Source organism: Paenibacillus sp. J22P90, from assembly GCF_059692195.1.
In genome coordinates, this window is record NZ_JCAUAY010000003.1 from 90868 (window position 1) to 113687 (window position 22820).

A 22820-nucleotide genomic window follows, 5' to 3' on the forward strand; every position below is an offset into this window, starting at 1 on the left:
TTTAGCAAGATCACCTCCATTACTTGGCTACACAACGATCTTACCATGCCTTTACTAAGTGCAAACTGCCAACATACGGTCATCCTTCGGTCACCTTTCTTGTACCTTCACTTCCAGTCGTAACATGTACGCAAGCTTTTCAATCGCTCTTCCCTTCTTCCGTCGATACGTACGCTCACTAAAATTAAGCTCATGAAACAGCAAAAAGTCGAACGTCTTCTCCCTTTTTAAATACCTTTCTCTAATAATTTCCTGTTCTTGCTCATCGAGTCGGGATATGGCTTGCTCAACTTCACCGCATACACCTAGCAAGTGTTCATCTGAACCGACCTGATAGCTAGCCGGTTGCTCCATCAATTTGAACAAAATCAATTCATTGTCTCTTCGCAAATCCCCCATCGTACGATACATACGTACTGCTTCCAGTACGCTTTCCACTTTTTTGCGTGTGGCCCGACGATCGACCTGCTCTTGTTCTATATTAAAAATATGTCCTGTCATCTCGCATTCATCTCCTAAAATTTGTCGTTTTGAAATTCTAAACATATCATACTTGTTCTTGTTTAAAAATTCAACACAAAAAGTTTTGAGTTTCAAAACTTTTTTTCGCCTGTTCCCTTGTTTTTGCACAACTCAGCATTTACAATTAAATCAGGTGATCACACAATGAAAGATATGGTGCAATTCGGCATTCGAATCCGGCATCTGCGCAAGCAGCACAATTATTCTCTTAGAGAACTAGGTGAACTGTCCGGCGTTAGTTATTCATTTATTAACTCCATAGAAAATAACCGCTTCAGTCCTTCACGAGAGACGGTTATTGCCTTAGCTGATGCTCTTAGTATTGCTGAGAAAGACGAGCTTCTGCTCCTTGCTGGATTCGCTCCGACGGAGGAAGATTCATTAGACACTCTACACGGGGCTAGTTCTGATGAAGTCGATGACCCGGAGGTCAGTCTTTTTTTTAAAGACTTCAAGAATGCTCCTAAAGAGCGCCGCGAAGAGATGCTCCGTTTTTGGAACTTCATTAAAGAGCAGCAGCAGTCCCGAACGCCAGACAGCCAGCAGTAGCCAAAATTTCTTTTTAGCTATACGAACATAGAGCCCTTACGGGCTTTTCTTTACCTTAAATATACGAACGTACATTCTGGAATTGAGGTGTTTTCACCTGTTCACACATTACCAAACTACCTCCCTTGAACAGTGGGTAGAGGATTTATATCAACAACATGGCATCACATCGCCAACTCACCTCAACATGACGAATTTGGCTGCTAAACTGCATATTTGGATTTATAGTATGGATATGAACAGTATGGCGATTGAAAAAGATGGGCTATTCAGCATCAATGTGGATCGCCGTTTATCCGTCAAAGAGCAGTGGGAAGACTTTCTACATGAGCTTTGTCATGTGCTTCGCCATTCGGGCAATCAGATGGTTATGCCAGAACGCTATGTCGATTGGCAGGAGCAGGACGCATCTGCCTTTCAGCTCTACGCGGCTATGCCCATATCTATGCTGAAGAAACTATCGCTCCCCGAACAAAAGAATGAAATCGTCGCCTTTCTTGCTGATGAGTTTAAGGTGACTTGTCGACTTGCTAATGAAAGGATCGAACAGATTCAGCGGCGAGTCCTGCAAGGTAGTATGGATCATGAATACCAGCAACTCAATCAACCTCGATTGCGTACATATAATCCTGCCAACTGGTCCGATGCAACCCGCGCCATTATGAACAAATTAGAGATTTTAAAGCGAAAAGGGGGAATGGCAGATAGCCAAACTAGCCGTCTTTTATGAGTTTCATGAAGAGCGCATCCAGCCAGTTCTGATGGCGCTGCATTTTCGGCCTAACGATCTAGACTTCAACAAGAACACACTTTATATACCAATAAGCGCTCCTTTTCAGCAACTTCACCTTGAAGAACTCCTCGATTTAGAGGCCGGAATTACCGTGCTGCTTGAGGACCTCGTCGTCAACTCTGCACATCCTGCATCCATTGGCATCTCCCTCTCTAACATCAAACAACGACACACTCTCCTACTCCAGACTCACCCCACGATCCAGCAATTATGGATTCGTATAACCGACATCGAAGAGGTGCTGCAGATGGAAATCAGATCCCATTATAGCTGGATTACCAAAAAATGAGAAAACCCATACATCCATTGAACTTTAGGTCCAAATCGATGTATGGGTTTGGGATTGAAGCGAGTTAGACTCTCTTTGTTATTACTCTGCGATATAAGAACAGATATAGTCGCTCACTGTTTTTACTTCGAGCTTGAATTTCGCGTTCGCTGGCACTGTGAATTCACCTTGACCATTGATCGTAATCCACTCGCTGCTGCCTGGAAGCAATACGTTCAGCTCACCAGCTTGGATTTCCATGATTTCTTTCACATCTGTTCCGAATTCATATTCACCTGGAAGCAGGATGCCTAGTGTTTTCTTCGTGCCGTCAGCAAATTGTACCGTGCGGCTTGTTACTTTTCCATCGAAATATACATTGGCTTTCGTAAGTACTGTTACATTTTCAAAGCTGGACATGATTAATAGTTCCCCCTCTAAAATGACTAAGTATGATTGCAAGCCGAGGCTCAGACAAGCTGAGCCCCTACATTTTCATTAACCTAACAATGCCTTCACGCGTGCTGCAACGTTCTCTGGTGAGAAGCCGTATTCTCTAAGAACTGTATCCCCTGGTGCGGATGCTCCAAATGTGGAAATACCAAGAATTGAACCTTCGTCGCCAGTGTAACGCTCCCAACCAAGTGGGTAAGCCATCTCAACTGCAAGACGCTTCTTCACGCCTGGTAAGATAACGGAATCTTTGTATTCTTTGGATTGTTTCTCGAACAACTCCAAGCTCGGCAAGCTGACAACGCGAACGTTGATGCCTTCGGCTTGCAGCAATTTTTGAGCCGCGACAGCCAGTTGAACTTCAGAACCTGTTGCCAGGATTTGTGCATCTGGTTTACCGTTTGCAGCATCGGATACCACGTATCCGCCTTTGCTTAGGTTCGCTCTTGCTCCTTCAACTGTACCTTCAAGGATCGGCAAGTTTTGACGAGTCAATACAAGCGCAACCGGCCCTTTGGATTCGGAGATTGCATAACGCCAAGCTTCGGACGTTTCGTTACCGTCAGCAGGACGGATTACAGTGATGCCTGGAATTACGCGAAGCGCCGGCAGTTGCTCAATCGGCTCATGCGTCGGTCCATCTTCACCAACAGCGATACTATCGTGTGTTAGTACGTAAATAACAGGAAGCTCCATAAGTGCTGCAAGACGGATGGATGCACGCAGGTAGTCTGAGAATACGAAGAAGGTTGCTCCGTACACTTTGACACCACCATGTAGCGCCATACCGTTCATTGCTGTACCCATACCGAACTCACGAACACCGAACCATACGTTGCGTCCAGCATAGTTGCTAGCGCTGTAGTTGGATTCGCCTTTAATCATTGTGTTGTTCGAGCTCGCTAGATCCGCGGAACCCCCAATTAATTGCGGCAATTTGCCTGCAACTGCATTGATTGCATTACCGGAAGCAACACGTGTAGCCATTGGCTTATCAGCAGTTGTGTACTTCGGAAGATCTGCATCCCAGCCAGCAGGCAGTTCACCATTAACAGCCGCGCTGAATTGGTTGCCAAGCTCTGGGTAAGCTTTGATGTAATCATTCAACAATTGGCTCCAAGCTTCTTCAGCTGCAGAACCTTCTTTTTGAATTTCAGCATAGTGTGCACGAACTTCGTCCGGTACTAAGAAATCCGGCTCTTCTGGCCAGCCGTATGCTTGCTTCGTTAATTTCACTTCGTCGCCGCCAAGTGGTGATCCGTGAGGTCCAACGTGACCGCCTTTACCACCTTTGTTCGGGCTGCCGAAGCCGATTGTCGTTTTCACTTCAATCAATGTAGGACGCGTTGTATCAGCTTTCGCTTCTGCAATCGCTTGGGAGATCGCAGCAAGATCGTTTTGCTCTTCTACGCGCAATACTTGCCAGCCATAAGCTTCGAAGCGTGCTTGTACGTTTTCAGAGAACGCCATATTTAATTCGCCATCCAGCGAAATATCATTTGAATCGTACAACATAATCAATTTGCCCAATTTCAAGTGAGCTGCTAGGGAAACTGCTTCAGAAGAAACGCCTTCCATCATATCGCCATCGCCGCAAATCGCGTACGTGTAGTGGTCGATAACTGGGAAGTTCTCTTTGTTATAAGTCTCTCTCAAATGTGCTTCAGCCATTGCCATACCGACTGCCATACCAACACCTTGTCCAAGTGGACCCGTAGTTGCGTCTACACCAGCTGTATGACCATACTCTGGGTGACCTGGCGTTTTGCTTCCCCATTGGCGGAAGTTCTTGATCTCTTCCATTGGCAAATCATAGCCACATAAGTGAAGCAAGCTGTATAGTAGCATGGATCCGTGTCCAGCAGATAGAACAAAGCGGTCACGGTTCACCCATTTTGGATTTGAAGGATTGTGCTTCATATGCTGCTTCCACAGCACATAAGCCATTGGCGCCGCTCCCATTACCATACCTGGGTGGCCTGATTTAGCTTTCTCAACCGCGTCGATACCGAGTGTACGGATCGTGTCGACGGCTAATTGTTCGATTGTTTTGCTTGATGCAGTCATTCGAAATTTCCCTCCATGATTTCTGTATTTTCATCAGCCTTCAACTTGTACATACAAGTGACATTTCTCGCTTGCATTATTGTACCATTTGCTTTAAGGCTTTGCCACAATAACCCGTTAAAACATCATTTTTTTCACATAATCGGACTATATATAATTATAAGCTTGGGACAAGAGGTGGGAAATGGCAAAGAACTGGACAGAAAGAGAAATCATCCATCTATTTAATCGAGCCGCATTTGGCGCTAGTGATCAGGATATTGCCGCGAGCTTGGCTTTGGGAAGGGAAGAGACGGTAAGGCGGTTGGTGAATGGGGTGCCGATATTAGATGAACAGATTAAGCTGTTTTCAATAGAAGAAGTGCTTGACGAGGGTCGATCACTACAATATGACCAACTGAACGATCAACAAATCTACTGGGTTTATAGAATGATACACAGCAATACACCATTGATCGAGAGAATGACTCTTTTCTGGCATAATCACTTCACAACTTCCATTCGAAAAGTAGAAGATGTCAACGTTATGGTCATTCAAAATGAACTCTTTCGAAGAGAGGCTCTCGGATCTTTTCGTGAATTATTAGTAGCAATCGGGAGAGATCCAGCCATGATGATTTGGCTCGATATCGGGGAAAATCGTAAGGATAGTCCAAATGAGAATTATGCGCGTGAAGTCATGGAGCTATTTACATTAGGTAGGGGGCATTACACCGAACAAGATGTGAAAGAAGCTGCCAGGGCCTTCACGGGATGGCGATACGATGACGATCATGAACAAGCAGTGTTTGACCCAAAGCAACATGATAATCATATGAAAACGATATTTGGCGAGCAAGGAAACATGCGTGACCAGGATGTGATAAACGTTCTGCTTTCGCAACCGGCACTGTATGATTTCATTACATTAAAGTTGTTGCAAGCCTTTGCATCTCCAGATCCTTCTAATGCGTGGAGAGCCAAAGTAGCCTCGCAGTTCGCACAATCCAAGCAAATCAAAGATGTACTTTATGGGGTCTTTATTTCCGATGAATTCTATGAAGAGGGCCATTACATGTCACTAATCAAATCACCTGTTGACTATGTAGTCGGGATCGCTCGAGCACTCTCTTTACCACCTTCCATGAACATGATTGAAGCCATAGCAGATATGGGACAAGAGCTGTATGCACCGCCAAATGTGGCTGGGTGGGCTGGAAACGAAGCTTGGTTCTACACCAACTATGTATTTGAACGCTTACGATTTGCAGAAGCTGCCGCTTTCCAAACGTCTTCCTCTTGGTTCCTTCTGGATTCCTATAGACCAACAGCCAAAGTTTCAATGGAAGAAAGATTACGGATATGGAGTAAGAAGCTTCGGATTAGTAAATTGAACAGCAGTACAATTCAGGGGCTTACCTCGTATGCGCAGGATAGCCTCGTACTCTCAGATACAATCAAACGTCAACTTCTTCAGTTGTTACTGGCATGTCCTGAAAGTCAAGTAAAGTAGGAGGGATTTAAACCCAATATGAGGCTATCTAGAAGAGATTTTCTTAAAAAAAGCACTGCTCTCCTTGCAACCCTAAGCTTAGGTGGAACTCTGCTTGCCACAGAGAAAGGACGAGCTCTTCTTACAGGACACAGGTATCGTAGTAAATCTCCAATACTGGTTGTCTTACAACTTTTAGGGGGAAATGATGGGCTTAATACGCTCATCCCTTATGGGTACGGAGCTTATTACGACAATCGCCCTTCACTTGGGTATGAACAAAAAGAAGTTCTCGCCATAAATAATCAACTAGGCCTTCACCCAAGCCTTTCGCATTTGCATAACTATTTTCGTGACGGAAATTTAGCAATTATTCAAGGAGTTGGCTATCCTAATCCGAATTTCTCCCATTTCCGTTCTATGGATATATGGCAAACCGCTATGCCCGAGAAGTACTCAGATAGCGGTTGGCTTGGCCGTTATATCGTAACATCGCTAGGTGACCAGTCTCTCCCTGCTATTCAAATTGGAGGGTATGCTCAGTTGTCATTCAACGCACCTGGTGTCAATATTCCTTCTATAACTTCAATCGAACAGTTCTATCCTTTTTCCTCTGAGACCTATGAAAATGATAGACTGAGAATGACGCAGTCACTACAGCATATATATCAAAAACAATCTCAAAAAGAAGCACTGCGCGTAACTGCGGCTCACATGACTTCTGCATTTCAAAGTGTCGATACGATTCATTCTATGGTATCTTCCTACTCGAGCCATGTATCCTATCCTGATACTGATATTGCCAATGATCTTCAACTTACAGCCAAATTGATCTCCGCTCGTTCTGACACCCGCATCTATTACACGCAACTAGTTGGGTTTGACGATCATGCCAATGAGCGAGAGCAGCATGCAGTGAGCTTGGATGAGTTAGATAAAGGACTTCATGCGTTTTACTCAGATTTAAAAGAACATGGATTGGAAAACGATGTAGTAACCCTTGTTTTCTCCGAATTCGGCCGACGTTTGAAAGAAAATGGCAGCGGTGGCACCGACCATGGCACTGCTGCTCCAGTATTCGTACTTGGAGGTCGAGTAAAAGGTGGCTTATATGGCGATAATCCAAGCTTAATCCGACTCGATGGAGACGATTTGAAATACGAAGTCGATTTTCGATCTGTATACTACACACTAATCGAGGATTGGCTGCGCGGCGATGCGAGAGGTGTCTTAGGCAGGAGATATGAGAATCTTGGGTTTATTTAAACAAAAAACTGCGTCCGAATAAAGGACGCAGCTCCATTTTTAGTTAAAAACAACTGTCTTATTGTTATGCACAATAATCCGATCTTCCACATGCCATGCTACCGCACGTGCAAGCACGATACGTTCAATATGGCGACCAATGCGTTTCAAATCTTCAACATTATCACGGTGGCTTACACGCTGAACGTCCTGCTCAATAATTGGACCAGCGTCTAATTCGTCAGTCACATAGTGCGCCGTAGCTCCAATAATTTTCACTCCGCGGTTATGCGCTTGGGCATAAGGTTTACCACCTACGAAAGCAGGCAAGAAGGAGTGGTGGATATTGATGATACGATTCGCATAATGTTGAATGAACGAAGGAGAAACGATTTGCATGTAGCGAGCGAGCACGATCGCATCGACGCTATCGCCAATAACCTCTAGCTGACGTTGCTCCGCCTCCGCTTTAGTAGCCGCGGTAACGGGGATGTGATGAAACGGGATCCCAAACGGCTCTACCAAGGAGCGCATATCATTATGGTTAGAAATAACCATTGCGATGTCTGCTTTGAGATCACCTGCACGCCAATGCCATAATAGCTCAAGCAACGCATGATCTTCTTTTGAAACGAAAATCGCAATACGCTTCTTCTGGCTTGCCAGAGAAAGGCTCCAGTCCATCGAGAATTTCTCCGCAACGACCAAGAAATCCTTTCTTAATTTCTCCACACGACTTGTCAACTCCGTTAGATCGAACTCGATACGGATGAAAAACATGCCGCCCTCTGGATCCATCGTGTACTGATCAGATTGCACAATATTCGCACCATGTTCAAATAAAAATTGTGATACAGCTGCAACAATCCCCGGCTGATCCGGGCAAGAAATCAACATTCTTGCTCTATTCATCAATTCGCTCTCCCGGCGAATTGAATTATTCGTGGTTCCCGCTTCCATGTTTATCCCCCTAGCGATTCTTCTCTTGTCTAGTGATTATGCCTTTTTCAAAACGCCATTTCCAGCAAGCCAGACAATCAAACGTTGATTGATTTGTTCTTCGCTCAGATCAGCGAAAAGTCGTTCCTCGTGCAGAATATCGTATAAACGCTCGAGCGGCTCTCGTCCGTCTGCTTTCTTCGCTTTTGCATCATTTTTGAGCAGTTCCCACGTCTTGAGAACGTAATCGCGGAAGTGAATATCCTTTTTGTTCATCAAAAAGTCGATTCGTTCCACATGATCCAAGAACTCACCGCCAAAACGTCCACTTAAGTTACCGGAAAGCAACGCAATCTCCGCTTCATACATCGGACGCTGTGTTTTGTCTTCTTTACCAATCCAAGGCGTCTCCAGAATCATCGGCAAATGCTGCAGACTCTCATGGTTTGCAAGGTTGTTCATCGCTTCAAAACCAATCCACCCTGAACCCAGCGGTGCATGGCGGTCTTTGCTGGCTCCGCGCGGGTTTTTGCTGTCATTCAAGTGGATTACGCCTAGCTTCTCTAAGCCAATCGTACGGTCAAAATGGCGCAATACTCCGTCTAAATCATTCACGATATCATAGCCGGCATCATGAATATGGCAAGTGTCCATACACACTGTCAGTTTGTTATTGAACTCTACTTGCTCCATGATTTCTGCAATTTCTTCAAAGCTGCGGCCGATTTCTGTCCCTTTGCCTGCCATCGTTTCCAAAGCAATGTTGACATTCGTATCTTTCACTCCAGCAAGCACTTCATTCAAACCTTCGGCAATTCTGGCAATCCCATAGTCTGCATCCTTGTCCGTGTAAGCCCCTGGATGAAGCACGATATTGCGCACACCGATATAATCCGTCCGACGGATTTCTTCTTGAAGGAATCGTACAGCGAGCTCAAAGGTGTCATCCTTATAAGAGCCCAAATTGATAATGTATGGCGCATGAACGACGATTTCATTCATCGCATGCTTGTCCATCACTGCTTTGCCTTCTTCAATATATTGCTCTTCAATCGGCTTGCGACGCGTATTTTGCGGTGCGCCTGTGTATATCATAAACGTGGATGATCCGTAGGAAACGGCTTCTTCTGCTGCATTTAGCAAGCCTTTATCTGAGAACGAAACGTGTGATCCAATTTTGGGCATAGTTCATAACTCCTTTATTAGTAGCTGCTACCTTCCTATTTTACCTGTATTGTCGCAAGAAATCTAGAAATAAGGTATAATTCTTACTATCTATTTGAAGCAAATTGGTGAGGTGACAAATAAATGGCGAATGATTTTTTCATGTGGTTCATCATTTTCTGGGTATGCGTGCTGCTTTTCTTCATGTCCGTAGGCGGATACTTCATGTTTCGCAAATTTCTCAAGGTACTTCCGAAAGAGGATGGCAAATCCAAACTCGATTGGCAAAATCATTACGTGGACAACTCGCGTCATCTATGGACTGCTGATTCCAAAGCATTTCTCGACCAATTGGTTTCACCTGTGCCAACGGCCTTCCGTGATATTGCTAAGCATTCCATTGCCGCAAGGATTGGACAAGTTGCCTTAGAGGCGAACGCGAAGGAAGTTACAAGAGAGCACTGTATTGAGGGATATATATTAGCAACGCCGAAGCGAGATTATCGGAGTTTGACAAGCTTTCTGGAGAAGCAGCAGATTGATTATAGCGCGTATAAGCATTTATTGAATTAAGATGTGAGTTTGTGGCCTCCTACTTGTAAACAAGGAGGTTTTTCATCAAATAAATGAATGCGCTTTCAATAACTTGAAATAAAAAATCTGTTCGATTCCTGCTGTCGCGAAAATAATGCACAGTTACAACAGCAGACATCCTCCAGATCGCATCAGTCTTGGATGAACATCTAGGCAAAATAAGATGCAGCAGCTGAAAAATCTGAGTAATCTTGCCCCGATACACTTACAACGGCAATATTCACATCTTTCCCTTCACAGACACATTCCTTACAATGCCCCAATGGCATAAGTGATTTATAGAATCCTGTTTTGAAAATCAATTCTGCATTTCCTCTTTCAAGTACTGTATTACATTCTATACAAAAAATTGAGGAAGAAGTAATCATCGTAGAAAGCCTCCTAATCATATCCTAATGTCGGTTGTTGTTACATTATGTATTGCATAATTAGTATATGATACATTTCGTAACAATGCAAGAGGTCTGCATATTTTTATCCGCTTCGATACGCTGGAAAGTAGTTCAAATTTATTGAACCAACTTCTTGTTTTTTTAGTTCCAAAAGTTTATTGTACTTGTCCAAGCAATGAATATTTTTCCCAATAAAATATCCCGCATCAAGATTTGGTGAAAAGCTCTGTTTATATTTATATATGCCATCATTACTTTTATATCCGCCGCCTAGCATAAAGTACTTTATGCCCTTTTTCATCGCCCATACAATCGCATTGTGTTTCAGTAGATTATTTGGGCACACATGAAAATAGTCCGTTAATGTACCACCTAAGAAGGAATAAATGCATTCATCATCATAGAGAAATAATTCGGATGAAACTATTTTCGAGTCAAATACGGCATGAAAATAAACGTAATTCCCTGATAATTGCGTGTCAATTCGATTAAAATAGTCTTCAGAAAAATAGTAGAAATCACTCGCTTCACTTCTATCCATGGTATGATAGTAAATTTGGCGAAATTCACTTCCATACCTGGAAGTTTCATCGACGATTATCGAAACACCATGCTCTTTTGCCTTACGAATACTTTTTCTATTACTATGTTTATAACTCTTTAGTACATCCTCATCCGTCTCAAAACGATTAAGCCCAACATATATGTTTCTGTTGATCTCTTCGATTTGAATAAAATTCTCGAACAATTCTTTATTGTGTATTAATGGATGAAATCTAACGAATTCTGAGATAATATTTGCTTCCCTACAATACGCACCAAAGTAGAGATAAAAATTATACATTAAATCTAACTGATCGCCATCAGCAAACATCTGGATTAAAGGACCACCATATCCATAAGAAGAAGTAATGTCGTAATTCTCCTCTGCAGATAGATCCAGCATCTTTTCAATTTTCCTTTTAATATATGGATAAATAACGATCCCTGATGAATCCTCATACACGGCTAGTTCTGCCTCTCCCTCATTAAGATACAAGCAAGAATAGTTGTAGCTCCAAAAAACATTATTTTTAAATCTACTTAAGTAGAACTCCCATTGAGCTCGGTCACTCAATCTAAGTATTTTAAACTGTTGTTGAGTGCCAGGAACGGTTAACATCGATATCACTCCATTAATATATTTCGATTGTCGCCACTCATACCTCATCTAATTGGAGTGGCGACTTTTTACATGACAAGAAGTTTAAAGACTTATCGCATTTCCTTTGGCATAACTAACTCTGGATAAGGCGAATTGCTGTAAATCAGATTCTTTAATAATGACTTCCGTCATATATCTAGCACAGACCAATCCTTCTTCGTAGATGAGGCGTTTTTGTATGGACTCCGTGCTTTCGTGGAGCAAAAAGCTTCTAATAATAGCATCACACTCATTAAAGCCCATTGCTGCTCTCATGCCTGTTATTCCCGTAAATCTGGTATTTATTTCGAAGAATACGGGGCCTTCATCTGTCATCCTACATTGAAAATTACAAGGTCCGACAAGCCCTACATTAGCAAGAGCTTTTGCCATTTTAACCACTAGATTCTCAAGCTTTACATCTTTAAAAGGAATGATCTTCATGGGATAACCAGCCTTTAAGTCGTTATTGCTCATAAAACAACCGAGGATGGAAGAATCCTGTCCTATCAAAACTTGAATGGAAATTTCGTCTTGTTGATTTAGACTGCCATTCTTATATACATCTCGATCTGTAATTTCTTCGCGTGATTTGTTCCAACTTTGCGGCACGAGAAACTTCTGTGCAATTAATGTGCTGTCATGAAACTCGAGATTGTGTAGTTGATCCTTATTGGTAATAATGGTAATGCCATTAGAACCCGAACCATCCGTTGGTTTCACAATAATGGGAAGACCCGACTTCTCGTATAAACTCATCCTATCTTTTACATACACTGTACTTACAAATGGGAACCCTATGTTTTCAAAAAAGTTGTAACACGAGAATTTATTCGAACCTAATTCAATACTCTCCACACTTCCTACAACTGCAATGCAACCCGCGTTAAGCAGCCTATCTCGCATCTTAGCTAGAATTGGGAGTTCCGTATCTGTGCCAGGGAATAGAATCCTCACTTGTTCATCTTCGATGATCTGCATGAGTTCATCTTCATATGTTGGACTCGTTGGACTAGGAAGTAGGTAGCCCGTATCACAATTATAGGTTCCAACATTAAAAGGATTCAGTTCTGCACCTATCAGTAAGATATCTAAATCGGACATTTTCAAAGATTTTATGATTGACTGTCCTACCCCGCTTCCAGCACCTGTAATTAATACTCGTATTTTTCCCATCATGACAACCTCCAAGTTTATATTTCTCTGATTGAGTTATAGGACACTTTGCTTATACCATTCCACTACTTTTTCCAAACCTGTAAATACGTTGACTTCTGGCTGATAGCCTAGTAAGAGCCTTGCTTGTTCGATATCTGCCAAACTATGTTTTACATCCCCTTGACGACTTTTCACATACTTCGGACTAATATCACGATTCATCAAACTGGATAATGTGTAAAATACTTCATTAAGCGTAATTCGGTCGCCGCAAGCAATATTAAATACCTTTCCACATGCTTCTACTGGTGCCAAACAAGCCTTCAAATTCGCTTGCATCACATTATCGATATAAGTAAAGTCTCGAGACTGTTCACCATCTCCATGGATGTCGGGTGACTCATTCTGGAGTAAGGATTTAATAAATTTGGGTATGACAGCTGCATATTGCGAATTCGGATCTTGCTTGGGTCCGAATACATTGAAATATCGAAGTGTGACCGTTTCTAACCCATAAGTCCGATAAAATACATTCGCATAAAACTCGGAAATTAATTTGGTAACCGCATATGGCGATAAAGGCGTTACATTCATTGTCTCAACCTTCGGCAGAACAGCTGTATCTCCATAAGCAGAAGAAGATGCTGCCAAAATCATTCGTTGTACATCGTTGTCTCTTGCGGAAACTAACATATTTAATGTCCCATTGACATTATTATCATGAGAAGTAATTGGATCTACGATTGATCGAGGTACTGAACCTAATGCAGCTTGATGAAAGATATAATCCACATTTTTCGAAGCTTTCTGGCACGTATTGAGGTCTCTTATATCTCCTTCTATCCATTCGATGTCCCCGATAACACTTCTCAAATTTTCTTTCTTTCCAGTAGAGAGATTATCTAGTACTTTAACTTCATAATTTTGATTTAATAATGTTTCTACTAAATTAGAACCAATAAATCCGGCTCCTCCCGTTACTAAACACTTCGTCATAGTATCCTCCAATTCGCATATAGAGTTTGGGCACCATTTTATCCCTATCCAATACCTTTCTTTTTCAAAGAAAATTGATAGACCTCGTGTAATTCTTGGAACCGATCATCCTTAATAAAGTTTTCTTTCACACGTTTGTATCCGTTGATCCCAAATTCTTTTAACGTTTTCTTATCCTTCATAATTTTCAATATAGCCTCTGCTAGTAAATCTGCTCTTTGTGGCGGAACGATATATCCGGTCTCCCCATCTACAACCGCTTCTGCATTTCCACCAACATTCGTTGCAACAACCGGTTTCTGAGCAGCCATTGCTTCTAAGATTGAGTTTGAGAACCCTTCTTGCAACGAAGATAATACGGAGATATCCATGACGGATAAAATGCCTGGGATGTCATCTCTCAAACCAAGAAATTTCACATGATCTTCAATAGCTAGCTGTCGGGTGTACGCCTCCAGCTTCTCCCTCATACTCCCATCTCCAACGACGAGAAACATCACATTATTCATTTCGTTCAGAATCAATCTAGCCGCATTAAAGAAAGTCCAATGATCTTTGACTTCCTTCAAGCTAGCAACAATCCCCACGATTAACTTCGTATTGTCTATATCCAAACGACTCTTTATTTCATGCTTGTTTTTGCCATTATCATATTTAGATACGTCGATTCCGTTGTATATCACCTTAATTTTACTTTTATTCAAAAAATATAAGTTTTCCGAATAATAGTTTTTCACCGCTACAGAATTTACGAGAATATGATCTGTAAACATAGCCAAAAAACTATCAACGATCAAATGAAGTCTGGTTTTCCACCAACTATCAACGCTTCTTTCAGAAGCAATAATGACGGGTGTTTTGGCCATAATCCCCGCCATCCTTGCCCACATATTATTCAAAAATGAGTGCACAATCGCGATCTCGTTCTTTTTCAAAAATTTGAATAGTTTCCAGATGATCGACATGTCATACTTAGATTTCTTGTGTATATCTATGATCTGAGCGCCAGCTTTCAAGAACTCATTCTTTAAATCCTTATTACTTCTATTCAAGGAATAAATGGAGCAAACATAAACCTCATACACATTTTTATCTAGATATTTTATGGTTTCTAATAATTGCTTCTCGGCTCCACCAACTATAATTTGTGGTATGACATATAAAATTTTCACTTTTTTGGAATGAAGCATGTATACATTCTCCTCATTTGGCAGAATTCTAGAGCCGCCACAAAGTTATATTTTCAGGACATGAATTCGCTTCTAAGCAACCTTTAACGTCAACCACAATCCCTCTGCTGTTTCTCAGTAATGATATAATGCCGTTCCAGCGCATGGAGATGAATTCACGATGGGGTACTGCAATAATGACTGCATCATTCGAGTAGCACAGATTTTCAATACTGGTTAGCTCAATGCCATATTCTCGAACTGAGTCTTCAGAATCTGCCAAGGGGTCGCACACAGAAACATCAACCCCAAATTGTCGTAATTCGTTTATGATATCCACAACTTTGGAATTCCTGATATCTGGCACATTTTCTTTAAACGTTAATCCCAGAATCGCAACTCTCGAACGTTGAACAGGAATTCCTTTCAAAATCATCTGCTTGACTAATGAAGTAGCAATATGCTGACCCATCCTGTCATTAATTCGGCGTCCTGCCAAGATAACTTCCGGATGATAACCAACGCTTTCTGCTTTATACGTTAAGTAATAGGGATCCACACCAATACAATGGCCACCGACGAGACCAGGAGTGAAATTAAGAAAATTCCATTTGGTCGAGGATGCTTTTAGTACCTCTTTCGTGTCTATGCCTAATCGGTCAAAAATAATGGCCAATTCGTTCATTAATGCAATGTTAATGTCACGCTGTGTATTCTCGATGACTTTCGCTGCTTCGGCTACCTTAATCGATTGTGCACGATATATCCCAGCCTCCACTACTGATCCGTAAACATCCGCAATGATATTCAAGCTTTCTTCATCTTGACCAGATACCACTTTGATAATGGATTTAAAGGTATGTTCTTGATCTCCTGGGTTAATTCGTTCTGGCGAATAGCCTACCTTAAAATCCAATCCCGCTTTCAATCCTGAACATTTCTCAAGAATTGGGACGCATACTTCTTCGGTAGCACCAGGGTATACGGTTGATTCGTAAACAACAATCGTGCCTTTGCCTAGATACGCGCCTACCGTTTCTGAAGCTTTAATTAACGGGTTTAAATCTGGTTTTTTGGCATTATCAATTGGAGTAGGCACTGCAATAATAATGACCCTACAGTTGGTTAATTCCGTAGGGTCATTCGTAAATTTCATCTGCGATTTTTTTAAATCATATTCCTTCACTTCTCCTGTGTGATCTCTTCCCATACGTAGTGATTTTACTCTTAGTTCATTCGTATCAAAGCCTACTGTGGGATACTTCTCTCCAAAGGCTACTGCCAAGGGTAATCCAACATAGCCTAACCCTACTACGCCTATAGTCTGATTCATCATATTAACACACTACCTTTCTCTCTCCTTAGAATATCGATAAAACGGATGCCATTGGCCTCGGACAGCGTATGTAAGCCAACAATCCCTTGATTTTTAGGTGGACTTATTTGATCAACAACCTTCTCTCGGTATATCAACTCATTAAGCTCGATAATTTCATTTACATAAAGTGCCTCACCGTAACGATGCTCTGAGTATTGGGATGGACGGTATAAACGACCATTTTGCTTGAATATCGGGCCAGCCATTCTTGCACGCCTTATATCCGTAATGATAGGATTCTGTGGATGAGGTGACCAATTGTCTGAGAATAAATCATCGCATGAATAGATATACAAGCTCAGGTTATGCCCATCATTACCTGCATAATGACTTGTAAATATCCAATACTTCCCATTGTGCTGGAATAGTGTACTATCCACGCAGTCAGTTCCAATCATAATTCGCCTGTCTAGTACCCATTGATCTGGAAAGCTCACGCAACGATAAATTCGGATGGAGTGATCGCCGCGAGTTTCAGGCATCATGTAATATTGATTTCCAATCTTAAATACCTGCGGGTATGACAGATGAAAATCTTCTACGATTATTTTCTCAAATAACTTCATGGACCCATCTGGCATAAGTTCTGCGGCAGAAAGATGTGCTTTTTTAGCGCGGTATGGAATGTCCTCAAAAAATACAAATGTTTTTCCTTCATGACTAACTACAAACGGATCTGCCCATTCCGCGCCTCCAGGCGCTCTAAGTCGACGGTACGACGACATGTCATGTAAAGAAGTATTGCTTGTTGCATACCAAAGCTCCCACCGAGCCTGAGGCATCATTTTTTCCGCTACATATCGCATTTGCCTTCTAAAATTCATCAATTTAGATGACTTTCTGCGACGTTTCGTAAATGAAGATTGAATCAAGTTGTTTATAGGAATCTCTTCATTCCTCATTAATCGGGCTTTCATCAATAAAGCAGGAATGATGTGGGGAAGAACAAAACTGAGATTGTTTAAAATCCATTTCTTTGAACGCGTAATTGTGGTGCAAATATCTTGTTTAAACTGCCATCCCTCTTTTTCATATTGAAAAAGCACGAGTCCATTGCCTTCCTGATCAAAAGCATGATTTCCTACTTGATAGTCATTTAACAGATACTTATTTCGAAGCGAGAGGCTTGCTACTGCGCAATGAGATACTTTCAATTCAGAGACAATCTTAGAAGACAACGGACCTACTAATGAGAGGATTTCGTCATAACGTCCCATATTAGTGTATCCTTCGATCACCTCAATGTGATCTAAGGATTTGATATCCATTGGAAGAAAAGCATTTTGCATACGACGTGACAATATTTTCATCGCGGCTGATTGAAGCGCATTTTCGATCTTGTCGATAAGCCCATCACAAGCAAATATGTCTTGAGCTACTCTGCTTTGATCAATAATGATCTGAACTTGTAAGTTAGGATCCGATGCAAGTGTAGAAATCGTATTATAGACCCACTTGGGTACCTTAAAACTTCCAACAACAATCCCTAACTGAATCGCAGAAATAGAAGACTCCTCCTTATGTAATAACGCCTTTGGCGCTTTGTTAGTGCTAGCAGCTATCGATTGAGGTTTAACCTTGGACATAAACAATAACTTTACACGAAAAATAATGTCTCGCGTCGTCGCTTTATCAATCAGAGCATTACCACCGAAAATGATAATGAGCGACCAAGTAAAAATCACCATTCCCCATAATACAAAGCTAATAAAACTGGTCACTTGGATCTTGTAAACATACATAAAAGGTGCTGCTGCTGCTGCCGAGAAGATGCCATTCATCACAATTCTACGTATGGTTAGCAGTGCTGAACGCTGTAAAATATGCCGTGAAACGTACGTTGTAAGGATAATATTGCGATATAAACTAGAACAAATTGCTCCCATTAACACGCCTTCGACACCAAAGTAATAAATAAAAACTAAAGATGCCACTATATTAATAGCAGCCTCAATTAATGAACTATATTTTGTTTCTTTAAAACGAGCTGCAGAGAAAACAATCGTTTTGAACAGCTCTCGATAATTGTTTAATATACCTACAGCAATGCACAATACGGCAAGCCAAGGACGTAAATAATCCGCATCATGTATACCCGATGTATACATTTTAATAAAAGGCATTAGAAGAAGGGCAGTAGTAGTATAGAGCCATGCGATAATTAGAAAGAAAATATATTCTAAACTGTTGTATGTTTTTAAAAGCGTCCCCCGCTCATTCCTGGCTAAAAGATCTCCAAAGCCGGCTAGAATTCCCTCAGTCATCCCGGATATGAAAGATGCAATTCCGAAAATTACCATGTTATAAACCACCAATACACTAACCTCTGATAATCCGCAAAAAATAGAAACGAGTAGGATCGGCGAATTAAAGATAATCATTCTAGAAACCTGATGAACAAGGGCGTCCCAGCGCCGATCGATTGTATTTATTGGTGATGGCTGGTTATAATCAATATCAGGATAATGCTTCCTAATATATCGTTGTAGCAATACTGCCCTTACTAAGACAGTTAGCGGGGCAATGGCAGATATAAACAGGATACTGAAATTGAAATAAATCAGTGTAATGCTAATAACAGCATTCATAATCATAGCTAAGGTTTGCATGTTGGTAACGACATAGCCTCGTTGATCAGCTGTAAGAATAATCAAGTATTTATTGATGACGGCTAGTTCCAGAATCCCGCTGCAGCCTACAATTAATACCATAAATACGCATAACATAGGATCAATATTGCTTGTAACGATGCTTGGATACAGAATAGCAAGTATGACGGTTAATGTAATAAGCAGGTAGCAGGAACGCATTAGCAAGGTTTTCGATGCCGATATAATTCCGTTGACACCTGCACTGTCTTGCTTGGACAATGGATTATATAGAATCGAAATGGACGCGTTCACAACACCTGCTTCTACAATCATCAGATACGCCATAAAGTTTTTGATCGAAGAAATCATGCCATTCACTTCGGATCCATACATCGTAATAAACAATCTCGGCAATATGAATCCTACAATGAGTATTGTAAATTGTAGGATTAAACTAGAAGCAAGATTATTAAATGCTTTTTTAGTTCTCATTTGGATTTGCCCTCATGATCATCATCATAATTTTTTAGGAATTAGCTAATACTTGCAGCAAGCTGTTCAGTACCAAACGATCTGGACGCACGTAATTATGATAGTACAAATAATTTTTGACTCGCATTCTATAGGCGAGATCTGTGTCTTCAGATAAAAGTACCGTCTGCTCCACGCATTCTTCGGCATTCACAAATTCCAAATAGTTAGTTCCCTTAGCAAAATCGCCTGGAACTTCATAACGAAGCTTCTCTGAAACGATCGCTTTGCTTGCCGCTACATACTCTCCTAACTTCCATCCGTTCGATTCATGTAACCCTATTGATGCAATGCATATACCTGACTTTTTAACTAATTTCATAAAATGAATGCGATTCGTGAGCGCTTTGTCTACAACACAATCTGGATAATGCGTCACTGCATGCTCAGAGGGGCTAAATCCGCCAATAAACCGATTCCCAAACTCCTTACGTAACAGCCTTATACACTTGGCTCGCGTTTCGTTAATCGTGATGCGATCATCCTTACTCTTGGCCGAATGCATCGTAGTGCTCTTACTAGCGTTCTCTTTAGGATCCCACGTCCGTGTTGTAAATAAAATATTCGGCTGGTGTTCCATATGCGGAGTATCTTCAAATTGATGTACATAAAAGTTTTGGTGATAACCTGTAATCGATTTACCAAATTTTTTGATTCCATTCGATAAGCTCTTATCATTCATAAAAAAGATTTGGTCCAGCCTATTGCGGGAAATTGTCACATGATAATTCAAACCGAGTGGGTATATCTGTGATGCACCCTGTAAATCTTGATGGTACTCCGGATTATAGCTACGTTTAAAATAATAATTGAACTTCCGCAAGTAATTTTGGAAAGTATCTTGGTCGATGTTATAGCCATCCAGAAGATCATAGGCCACCTTATGTTGGTTATTTATTTCGACTTCAACAATATGAGGTGATGGGTGCGTATGATCCGATATGCTGCTTATTTGTAAATCAATAATTCCTGCTCGCTCCAACATGTGAAACCCAGTTACAACTTGACTGATATGATCTGACTTGGAGAAAATGTTCAGACGACAATAGGGTTTAGTCATAATAAATCCTTTCAAAATAATTGATAGTGACTAATTGTTCCTGTGTAAAAGCCAATACATAAAGAAATAACAACAGCCAAAAAGGACAGTTGCCAATAATAGTTTTTATTTTTCAAAATAGGATACCAAACAAGCGGTGGAATTAAAAACCATGAATAGATGGCGATTCTATCCGTGTAGGGCAGGAAGCCCATGAGCAGGAATACCGTATTAAATGCAACGTACACTTTAATCAACTTTTGATAGGTACCATCTCGGAAAAACATGTGATAAATACCAACGCTTAGTACCAACCAAAATAAACTAAATAGAAAGAAATCGATTCGGTTCGTTTTATTAGAATAAGAGGTGAGTGCGTAAGCTGATTGGTACTCATCAATTTTGGGTATGTACGCTAGCACCGGGCCCAGCAGAACCTTTTGAAGCTTGCCCAAAAAGGCAACAGCGGCAACCAGCCAAATACCAAGTAACACGCCTAATTTAATGTCGAATCTTTTGAGAAGTAATAAAATAGCCAGAAAAGGTACTGCGGACCAATGCAGCAAAGATGCACATGCAAAAAGTAGAATTGTGCGCAGCCACTTGGTGTCCCCTCTCAGGTAATAGACAATAATTATTAAAAGAAACGCGCAAGCTAAACCTTGTCTTAGAACGTTAGTAACTAAATTGTAAAAAAAGCCGAATATGGAATATGTAAAGATGACATAAACCGCTTGCCAAGAATCAAATATTCTAAAAATGAATATTACAAAAATAATAAGAAAAATAAGCCAATTAACTAGTAAAAATACATGTGATGAGTCCGAGAATTGAGATAATATCCATTGATATGTCGCAAACAAGGGATCACCTGGATATTTTTCAATGGCAGCACTAAGGCTTAAGTCATTCATATCTAAAAAGCGATTCACGTAATTTAGCGTATCACCATCGTCGACGAGATTCCTAAATGTAATGCTAATTGTAATAATGATTGCCATGCACAGCAGAATAAACGTGCTGCTTATTTTATTATTGATCATTGTATCTTTGGGCGAAATGGAAGAAACGAATAACAGAAAGATGACAGATAATGAAATTAACATGAAGCCCTCTCCCAGGTTCTAGTTATAATCATGCATTTCTACACCAAGTTGATATTCATGCGCAATACACTTTTCTGGATGGTTTCAATAACACGCATTTGCTCCACTTCGGTCAGGCTAGAGCCAGAAGGTAGACATATTCCTCGAGCAAACAAATCATCTGAGACACTATAGGATTCCGAATAAGGATAATAAGCGCAGCCTTCAAAAACTGGCTGAAGATGTAGAGGCTTCCATACTGGCCGCGCTTCGATGTTTTCTTTTTCTAGAGCAACAAGAAGTTGTTCCGCTGTGACATCTGTTTTCTCCGGATCAATGGTCAATGTCGTTAGCCAGCGAGTGGTTTCTCCATATTCCATTTCCCACATAAAACTAATACCCAGTACATTCCCCAAATATTGTTGATACCTCTCAAACACTTTCCGCCTCGCCGCTACACGTTGATCAAGAACTTGCAGCTGGCCTCTGCCAACCGCGGCTAAAATGTTACTTAGCCGATAATTATATCCAATTTGGGAGTGTTGATAATGTCTTGCTGGATCACGCGATTGTGCCGCCCACCCTCTGGCTGTTTCTAGGGCAGTTATGTTGTTAGAAACCAACATCCCTCCGCCTGAAGTCGTAATAATTTTATTGCCATTAAAAGAAAAAATGCCGAAATCACCAAGCCCCCCACTTGCTTTTCCATGATAGGTAGCCCCTAATGATTCAGCAGCATCTTCTACAATCGTAATTCCATAGCGACGGCAAACGTGAGATATTGGGTTGAAATCAGCACTTTGACCATATAAATTAACGACTACTGCGGCCTTTGGTAGTTTATCTTGTAATTCTAGTTCTTTACATGCTCGTTCCAATGCTTTGGGGCACATATTCCAGGAGTCAGGTTCGGAGTCGATAAATATGGGAGTAGCTCCTAGATACACAATCGGATAAGCACTAGCTGCAAAAGTTAGTGTGGAGCAGAAAACAAAATCACCAAATTTAACTCCTGCAAGACGTAAAGCTAATTGAATGGCCGCAGTGCCAGAGGATACGGCCACCGCTCCTTTGCAGCCTGAGTAAGCCGCGACTTCTTTCTCAAATTCATCCACATGTGGTCCTAATGGTGCAATCCAATTTGAAGCAAAAGCATCCTCCACATATTTCTGCTCAAGTCCACTTAAATGTGGAGGGGATAAGTAGATGCGACTGTTTGAGATAGTCATATAT

At 41.3% G+C, this 22820-nt stretch carries 20 protein-coding genes; 5 read left to right on the forward strand and 15 right to left on the reverse strand.

What is annotated here, in order from left to right:
* Positions 1-90: 90 nt before the first annotated feature.
* Complete coding sequence (locus AC58UX_RS10725) at positions 91-501, reverse strand: ArpU family phage packaging/lysis transcriptional regulator (protein WP_497252326.1); 411 nt, start codon at positions 499-501, stop codon at positions 91-93.
* Between the two features lie 117 nt (positions 502-618).
* On the opposite strand from AC58UX_RS10725, the gene AC58UX_RS10730 reads away from it, so the two are divergent.
* Both AC58UX_RS10730 and AC58UX_RS10735 read left to right on the forward strand, forming a co-directional pair.
* Positions 619-1071, forward strand: coding sequence for a helix-turn-helix domain-containing protein (locus AC58UX_RS10730; RefSeq protein ID WP_497252328.1), 453 nt, complete (start codon positions 619-621; stop codon positions 1069-1071).
* Positions 1072-1258: 187 nt separating this feature from the next.
* Positions 1259-1801 carry an ImmA/IrrE family metallo-endopeptidase gene (locus tag AC58UX_RS10735; RefSeq protein ID WP_497252330.1) on the forward strand — a complete coding sequence of 181 codons (543 nt, stop codon included), beginning with the start codon at positions 1259-1261 and terminating at the stop codon, positions 1799-1801.
* Positions 1802-2234: 433 nt separating this feature from the next.
* On the opposite strand, the gene ppnP is transcribed toward AC58UX_RS10735, so the two are convergent.
* On the reverse strand, positions 2235-2552 hold the full coding sequence (ppnP, locus tag AC58UX_RS10740; protein ID WP_497252332.1) for a pyrimidine/purine nucleoside phosphorylase: 318 nt from the start codon (positions 2550-2552) through the stop codon (positions 2235-2237).
* A 78-nt stretch (positions 2553-2630) separates the two neighbouring features.
* On the reverse strand, positions 2631-4652 hold the full coding sequence (gene tkt, locus AC58UX_RS10745; protein ID WP_497252334.1) for a transketolase: 2022 nt from the start codon (positions 4650-4652) through the stop codon (positions 2631-2633).
* A gap of 184 nt (positions 4653-4836) precedes the next feature.
* Here tkt and AC58UX_RS10750 point away from each other — a divergent pair, with 184 nt between their 5' ends.
* Together AC58UX_RS10750 and AC58UX_RS10755 are read left to right on the forward strand one after the other, a co-directional pair.
* The gene (locus AC58UX_RS10750) at positions 4837-6144 is read left to right on the forward strand and encodes a DUF1800 domain-containing protein (protein WP_497252336.1); all 1308 of its coding nucleotides are present in this window, start codon (positions 4837-4839) and stop codon (positions 6142-6144) included.
* 18 nt (positions 6145-6162) lie between these two features.
* Positions 6163-7389, forward strand: coding sequence for a DUF1501 domain-containing protein (locus AC58UX_RS10755; RefSeq protein WP_497252338.1), 1227 nt, complete (start codon positions 6163-6165; stop codon positions 7387-7389).
* Positions 7390-7428: 39 nt separating this feature from the next.
* Here the strand turns inward: AC58UX_RS10755 and purU are convergent, their stop codons facing one another.
* A complete protein-coding gene (gene purU / locus AC58UX_RS10760; RefSeq protein WP_497252340.1) occupies positions 7429-8328 on the reverse strand; it encodes a formyltetrahydrofolate deformylase in 900 nt (299 codons plus the stop codon).
* A 36-nt stretch (positions 8329-8364) separates the two neighbouring features.
* On the reverse strand, positions 8365-9492 hold the full coding sequence (locus tag AC58UX_RS10765; protein ID WP_497252342.1) for a deoxyribonuclease IV: 1128 nt from the start codon (positions 9490-9492) through the stop codon (positions 8365-8367).
* 123 nt (positions 9493-9615) lie between these two features.
* Here AC58UX_RS10765 and AC58UX_RS10770 point away from each other — a divergent pair, with 123 nt between their 5' ends.
* Positions 9616-10044 carry a DUF2621 domain-containing protein gene (locus tag AC58UX_RS10770; RefSeq protein ID WP_497252344.1) on the forward strand — a complete coding sequence of 143 codons (429 nt, stop codon included), beginning with the start codon at positions 9616-9618 and terminating at the stop codon, positions 10042-10044.
* A gap of 170 nt (positions 10045-10214) precedes the next feature.
* Here the strand turns inward: AC58UX_RS10770 and AC58UX_RS10775 are convergent, their stop codons facing one another.
* From AC58UX_RS10775 to AC58UX_RS10820, 10 genes are all read right to left on the reverse strand, one after another.
* Positions 10215-10433 (reverse strand): hypothetical protein, encoded by a 219-nt coding sequence (locus tag AC58UX_RS10775; RefSeq protein ID WP_497252346.1) that lies wholly within the window; start codon positions 10431-10433, stop codon positions 10215-10217.
* 106 nt (positions 10434-10539) lie between these two features.
* A complete protein-coding gene (locus AC58UX_RS10780; protein WP_497252348.1) occupies positions 10540-11619 on the reverse strand; it encodes a peptidoglycan bridge formation glycyltransferase FemA/FemB family protein in 1080 nt (359 codons plus the stop codon).
* Positions 11620-11703: 84 nt separating this feature from the next.
* Positions 11704-12816, reverse strand: a complete 1113-nt coding sequence (locus AC58UX_RS10785; protein WP_497252350.1) for an ATP-grasp domain-containing protein — start codon at positions 12814-12816, stop codon at positions 11704-11706.
* Positions 12817-12852: 36 nt separating this feature from the next.
* Complete coding sequence (locus tag AC58UX_RS10790; RefSeq protein ID WP_497252352.1) at positions 12853-13794, reverse strand: SDR family oxidoreductase; 942 nt, start codon at positions 13792-13794, stop codon at positions 12853-12855.
* Positions 13795-13838: 44 nt separating this feature from the next.
* Positions 13839-14984, reverse strand: coding sequence for a glycosyltransferase (locus tag AC58UX_RS10795; protein ID WP_497252354.1), 1146 nt, complete (start codon positions 14982-14984; stop codon positions 13839-13841).
* A 28-nt stretch (positions 14985-15012) separates the two neighbouring features.
* Positions 15013-16296 carry a nucleotide sugar dehydrogenase gene (locus AC58UX_RS10800; protein ID WP_497253623.1) on the reverse strand — a complete coding sequence of 428 codons (1284 nt, stop codon included), beginning with the start codon at positions 16294-16296 and terminating at the stop codon, positions 15013-15015.
* On the reverse strand, positions 16296-19424 hold the full coding sequence (locus AC58UX_RS10805; protein ID WP_497252356.1) for a glucosamine inositolphosphorylceramide transferase family protein: 3129 nt from the start codon (positions 19422-19424) through the stop codon (positions 16296-16298). The genes AC58UX_RS10800 and AC58UX_RS10805 overlap by 1 nt, the downstream gene beginning before the upstream one ends.
* A 34-nt stretch (positions 19425-19458) precedes the next feature.
* Positions 19459-20523, reverse strand: coding sequence for a glycosyltransferase family 1 protein (locus AC58UX_RS10810; protein WP_497252358.1), 1065 nt, complete (start codon positions 20521-20523; stop codon positions 19459-19461).
* A gap of 11 nt (positions 20524-20534) precedes the next feature.
* Positions 20535-21608, reverse strand: coding sequence for an EpsG family protein (locus AC58UX_RS10815; RefSeq protein WP_497252360.1), 1074 nt, complete (start codon positions 21606-21608; stop codon positions 20535-20537).
* 38 nt (positions 21609-21646) lie between these two features.
* Positions 21647-22816, reverse strand: a complete 1170-nt coding sequence (locus tag AC58UX_RS10820) for a DegT/DnrJ/EryC1/StrS family aminotransferase (RefSeq protein WP_497252362.1) — start codon at positions 22814-22816, stop codon at positions 21647-21649.
* Positions 22817-22820 lie beyond the last annotated feature (4 nt).

Coding starts and splice junctions, on each gene's coding strand:
- AC58UX_RS10725 (WP_497252326.1), bottom strand. CDS start 501: ATGACAGGACATATTTTTAATATAGAACAAGAGCAGGTCGATCGTCGG.
- AC58UX_RS10815 (WP_497252360.1), bottom strand. CDS start 21,608: ATGTTAATTTCATTATCTGTCATCTTTCTGTTATTCGTTTCTTCCATT.
- AC58UX_RS10805 (WP_497252356.1), bottom strand. CDS start 19,424: ATGAGAACTAAAAAAGCATTTAATAATCTTGCTTCTAGTTTAATCCTA.
- AC58UX_RS10750 (WP_497252336.1), top strand. CDS start 4,837: ATGGCAAAGAACTGGACAGAAAGAGAAATCATCCATCTATTTAATCGA.
- AC58UX_RS10820 (WP_497252362.1), bottom strand. CDS start 22,816: ATGACTATCTCAAACAGTCGCATCTACTTATCCCCTCCACATTTAAGT.
- AC58UX_RS10775 (WP_497252346.1), bottom strand. CDS start 10,433: ATGATTACTTCTTCCTCAATTTTTTGTATAGAATGTAATACAGTACTT.
- AC58UX_RS10810 (WP_497252358.1), bottom strand. CDS start 20,523: ATGACTAAACCCTATTGTCGTCTGAACATTTTCTCCAAGTCAGATCAT.
- AC58UX_RS10765 (WP_497252342.1), bottom strand. CDS start 9,492: ATGCCCAAAATTGGATCACACGTTTCGTTCTCAGATAAAGGCTTGCTA.
- AC58UX_RS10770 (WP_497252344.1), top strand. CDS start 9,616: ATGGCGAATGATTTTTTCATGTGGTTCATCATTTTCTGGGTATGCGTG.
- AC58UX_RS10735 (WP_497252330.1), top strand. CDS start 1,259: ATGACGAATTTGGCTGCTAAACTGCATATTTGGATTTATAGTATGGAT.
- purU (WP_497252340.1), bottom strand. CDS start 8,328: ATGGAAGCGGGAACCACGAATAATTCAATTCGCCGGGAGAGCGAATTG.
- AC58UX_RS10790 (WP_497252352.1), bottom strand. CDS start 13,794: ATGACGAAGTGTTTAGTAACGGGAGGAGCCGGATTTATTGGTTCTAAT.
- AC58UX_RS10755 (WP_497252338.1), top strand. CDS start 6,163: ATGAGGCTATCTAGAAGAGATTTTCTTAAAAAAAGCACTGCTCTCCTT.
- AC58UX_RS10795 (WP_497252354.1), bottom strand. CDS start 14,984: ATGCTTCATTCCAAAAAAGTGAAAATTTTATATGTCATACCACAAATT.
- AC58UX_RS10780 (WP_497252348.1), bottom strand. CDS start 11,619: ATGTTAACCGTTCCTGGCACTCAACAACAGTTTAAAATACTTAGATTG.
- ppnP (WP_497252332.1), bottom strand. CDS start 2,552: ATGTCCAGCTTTGAAAATGTAACAGTACTTACGAAAGCCAATGTATAT.
- AC58UX_RS10800 (WP_497253623.1), bottom strand. CDS start 16,296: ATGAATCAGACTATAGGCGTAGTAGGGTTAGGCTATGTTGGATTACCC.
- AC58UX_RS10785 (WP_497252350.1), bottom strand. CDS start 12,816: ATGGGAAAAATACGAGTATTAATTACAGGTGCTGGAAGCGGGGTAGGA.
- tkt (WP_497252334.1), bottom strand. CDS start 4,652: ATGACTGCATCAAGCAAAACAATCGAACAATTAGCCGTCGACACGATC.